This is a genomic window from Roseibium sp. RKSG952 (genome assembly GCF_009711355.1).
Map to the genome: position 1 here is coordinate 1 of NZ_SMMF01000694.1, position 4,606 is coordinate 4,606.

The window sequence follows — 4,606 nt, forward strand, 5'->3', positions numbered from 1 at the left end:
AGCCGCACAGACCAGCAATATGCAGAGGTCCCTGCGATGAGGTGGTGCGGACAGGTGCGCGATGCAAATGTCGGTTTGGCAAGAATTGACCGGTGTGTTTTGCGCAATATCTTCGAAACCCGTACAGCGTTTGGTTCGTGCTGCCGGGCAGTACTGCGCCCAACCCGCCTGACCCGACGCCCGAAATGGCTCGGTCAAATCAATCCGGATGGCCGCAGGCCTCTCAAGTTCCACTCTAGCTGTTCATCGCGCGGCTTTCGGACGGCGTTTCGGGCAAGGTGCTTTCGGCGATGCAGCGGTTCCGTCCCTGCTCCTTGGCTTGATAGAGTGCGGCGTCCGCGCGCTTGAGCAGGGAGGCGAAATCAAAATCGTCCTGCCGCTTGAAGGAGAGGCCGATACTGCAGGTGATCGGCCGGTCGATCGGCGGCATCGCGCAATCCGACTGGATCTTCTGCAGGATTCGCTCGGCGACCTGAAGCGCCTCGCCGCGGCCGGAACATCTCAGAACGGCACAGAACTCCTCGCCGCCGACACGGCCGAAAACATCCGTGGTTCTGAGGCAGGCCTTCACCAGATCCGCGAATTTCAGGATGACGTCATCCCCGGCCGGGTGGCCATAGGTGTCATTGATGGACTTGAAGTGGTCGATGTCCATCATGAGAACCGCGAGCTTTTGCCTGGTCTTGCGGGAGCGTTTGAGTTCGGTGTTGGCACGTTGCATGAAAGCACGGCGATTCAGGATGCCGGTGAGGTCATCCGTGTTGGAGATCCGCTCCAGGCTGGTATAGGCCTCCAGAAGGGCGTCCTGATCTTGCTGGCGGGCAATCTCATGGCCAACCCATTCTGCGAATTGCCGGACGATCTCGCTGTCGTTTCGGGTAAACTCCCGATCTCTCGGGTCCGGGCTGGTAAAGTTGATTGTTCCGTACCGCTCACCATCAACGATGACCGGCGCACCGATATAGGTCTCCAGCCCGAACGCGCTGTAGCAGGGATGGGTCTCATGCCCGGATGAACTCATCCTTGAGATTGCAAGCGGACCGTCCGCTCCCAAGGTGATTTCGCAATAGGTATTGTCGAGGTCAAACCGGGCGCCCGCCTGGATTTCCCCGTTTGGGCATTCGGCGCGCACAACCTCATAGCTGGAGCCTTCAATCCGGCTGATGATGCCGAATGGCAGCCCGAAATGGTGGCAGCCGAGTTTGAGGATCTGATCGATCTTCTGGTCGTGGCTGAGCTCGCGGGTCGACGTGATCGTGTAGAGTTCGGCCAGGGTTTTTTCAGCGCGTTTGCGGGCGGTAATGTCCATCGACAGGGCAATCAGGCCAATCACGGTCCCGGCCTGATTTCGCTTGGGCATGAATTCCGTTTCGACAAAACGCCGGGTCTTGTCCGGAAACGGAACTTTCAGTTCTCTTCGCACGACCTCGCCACCAAGGCAGCGCTTGACGAAGTCCTCGACAATCGGTTGGATATCGTAATGCAGCCGCGACTGGAGTTTTGTTCCAAGCAGGTTTTCGGGTGTGTCGCCCAGCCATTGCGCCCCGATTTCATTGATGAAGGTGCAGTTGCCGTTGGTGTCGATCTCGCAGATCGAGCAGGATAATGTGTTCGCCAACAATGTCAGGTTTTGGTAGGCCTCGGCGATGCTGGCTTCCGCTTTTTTGACATCCGAGATGTCGGTGACGCAGGCGACGACCGTGTCGACCACACCCTCAAGATCGAACTTGGGCAGATACTCGACCTTGACGTGCCGGGCCTTGCCGTCGGGATAGACGATGGCGGTTTCGAAACGCACTGTCTCGCCCGCAAGAGCGCGTTGAAAGTGCCTGGCTGAATGGGCGCGGACTTCTTGCGGCAGCAGATCCCGTATCCGCTTGCCGAGCAAGGCGGACCGGTCGCGGGCGAACCATTCGCAGGCCACGTCATTCGCCAATATGCAGATCCCGTCCCGGTCGACCTCGACAATATTGCTGGGCAGCGTGTTGGCCAGGCGAACCAAGTCCTCGTTGGATCTTGCCAGTTGAGCTTCCGTGTTTTTCAGTTGGGTGATGTCTGTCCGGATGCCTGCCGTCCCCCCTGAGTGGGTCTTGCGCTCGGCAATGTTCAGCCAGCGGCCGTCGCCGAGCTTCTGTTCTATGATGGACCCATCCGCCGTTTCATGCCTATGCAGGCGCTCAGCCAGCCATTCTTCAGCGGTCAGTCCTTGAAGGTCGTATTCGCCATCTTGAAGTCCCGCGCGGAGAATATCGGCGAATGATGTTCCGGGTACCATGTAGTCCGCAGATTTGGGGTAGATGCTGCGGTACATCGCATTGCAGACGACGAGCCGGTCGGACTTGTCATAAAGGGCAAAGCCTTCCGAAATGGATTCCAGCGCGTCCTTGAGTATCTCGGACAGATCTGCTTCGCGATTGTCATTGAGTGCCGCACCCGATGCGGGGCGGATGATGGCAAGAAATCCCGCGCGGTTGGAGGCGGCGTCAACAAGTTCCGTCGTGAACATGTCGGCCACGAGCGCGCGGCCGTTCTTCTGTACCAGTCTGACAAGACGTGCCCCCGGCATGGCCGGTCGCGGCGTGTCTTGAAGCAGGTTCGTGCCCGGGTCCGGATCTGAAGCGCTTGTTCCCGCTTCAAAAAGCAGATTGTGCTGTTTTCCGATTACCTCATCGGGGGGGTAGCCCAGCAACCTGGTGAGGGGCGGGTTGGCGTAACGGATGCAGTGATCATCCGATAAAAAGATGACGCATTCTTCGCAATGATCAAAGGATTGTTTCAAATCCAAAGGGATACATGTCTGTAGCCCTGCGATTGTCATTCGGACCACTCCAAGCAAGCTGCGAAGTCATCCCAAAATTGTATCGAAAAAAATATCATGCGAAATTGTAACATTTCATTATTGTCATTTATATCGATTCAATAAGGTCAGCTCTTCCAATTGTTTGCTCAGGATTTGTAAAACAATCCCAAACCACAATTCTGGCGGCGCTCAACTATATGTGAGCAGTTAGTTGCCGCAAAAGTGTGGCATGCAATTCTCAAAAGTTCAGCCGGCAGCAGTGATGCTTTGCTGCGGTCGTGCGAATCGGTTCCCGCCGACTGGGCCCCAGTCGGCTTTTTCTGTGCGCAGTCTTGAAAGTCTGCGCAAATTGAGGTTGTATATTTATACCGTTGCTCTTTTTTGTGATGCGTTCCGCAGCTGAACACGAAAGCATTTATGACGGCACCGGCATTAAGCCGAACGCGCCGCAAATGCCGGCCAGAGCAACCGTTCCGAATTCAGCGCATCACTCCAAGCGGCCTGGCAACGACAGATCATCACATGTGAAAAACTGGAGGATACCGTGCCACAGAAAAGCCAAGCGCAAACGACACCGGACATTCCGCTCTGGGGGCCGTTTTTAACCAAGGACAACAATCCGTTCTTCGGGGCCATGGGCATTCCCGGTGAACACATGAAGACCTTTCTCGAGTATCAGATCGAGCTACTCGACTTCGCAAGGCAACGCTTTGAGAAGGATATCGAGTTTATCGAGCGGCTGATCAATACGCAGGAAACGACAGATGTCGTTACGGGCCTGTCAGAGTTCTACCAGGAGGCTGCCGACGACTACACCAAAGAGTGCCTCAAGATGACGGATATCGGTAGCCGCATGACGCAAAAGGTCTTTGAGCAAGTGCAGGATGCCGGCGAGGACAAAAAGCAAAAGCCGAAGCGCCGGATACCGGCTGCAGCTTGAGCCTTATTGAAACCGTCATTCGGCGGGGCAAAGGTCTGGGCAGATCAGCAGCGGTGTTGCTCAAGATGGCTCGTCAACCCGGACAAGGCGCACGCGCGTGTCATGTTTGACCCTTGAAACGGTCAATCCGGGCGCAGCTGTCTTCGAAATTTTCTACGGACAGCGGCGCATTCGCCGCGCCGTAAAGGTACTTCTTCAAAGACGACTTGCATCTATGGGGGACCAAACGGATTGTCAGGATTGTACGGACACAGCCTGAGGGCGCGGTCTTGCACCATCCCCTAAAGTCACCTCCTTGCCCGAAATCGTGAATTGGTGGAACGGGCAGGGCAACGCGTGCTTTTCAGCTTGGCAAAAGCCCTGATTGTCCGGCAGGGAAAAGGTGAAACGGGATTTTGTTCGGCCCGCATTTGGCAAAGCGAATCTTGGCCATTTGGGTCCATTTGATGTCGCAAAACGGTTCACCGGTCAGGCACCTTCGCGGAGCGCGATACGGTTGATCGTGTTTGCGGTGCAATCTGCCCGATGAGGGGGCAATTTTGCACCTGATGGGCCTTAACCCGCGGTTCATGGCCGGTTATCCGTCCGGTCGCTTTTGCTCCCCGCGGTCTTGCAATGCGCTTGTGATGCAGTGCAGCGTCGTGCCCCACTCACCTCGCCGGAAACTCCAAACACCCCGGTCAAATGAAACTGAACGGCGAGAGGGACTCTCGCATAAATACGCAATTTTAATTTTTATCAAACTAGAATAGCATTAACTATACAAACACATGCGATTTTCTATATCCTACCGCTCTGATCTCAAGATCAGGATCAATCTTCCTTTCGGTCGCCCAGGAAGCTCGTGCTGGTTCGAAAATCCGCTG

The 4,606-nt window shown here is 55.8% G+C and carries 3 protein-coding genes; 1 reads left to right on the plus strand and 2 read right to left on the minus strand.

All coding sequences use genetic code 11. The features are described from left to right. Together E1297_RS49705 and E1297_RS04085 are read right to left on the minus strand one after the other, a co-directional pair. On the minus strand, positions 1-234 hold a 234-nt coding region (locus E1297_RS49705; RefSeq protein ID WP_209015635.1), incomplete at its 3' end, for a hypothetical protein. A 1-nt stretch (position 235) separates the two neighbouring features. Beyond that, entirely contained in the window at positions 236-2,818 is a 2,583-nt protein-coding gene (locus E1297_RS04085) for a diguanylate cyclase (RefSeq protein ID WP_155134218.1), read from the minus strand. 526 nt (positions 2,819-3,344) lie between these two features. Between E1297_RS04085 and E1297_RS04090 the strand changes: the two genes are divergently transcribed. Beyond that, positions 3,345-3,740: a phasin family protein gene (locus tag E1297_RS04090; RefSeq protein WP_155134221.1), complete on the plus strand. Its 396-nt coding sequence runs from the start codon at positions 3,345-3,347 to the stop codon at positions 3,738-3,740. The last annotated feature ends 866 nt before the right edge of the window (positions 3,741-4,606 follow it).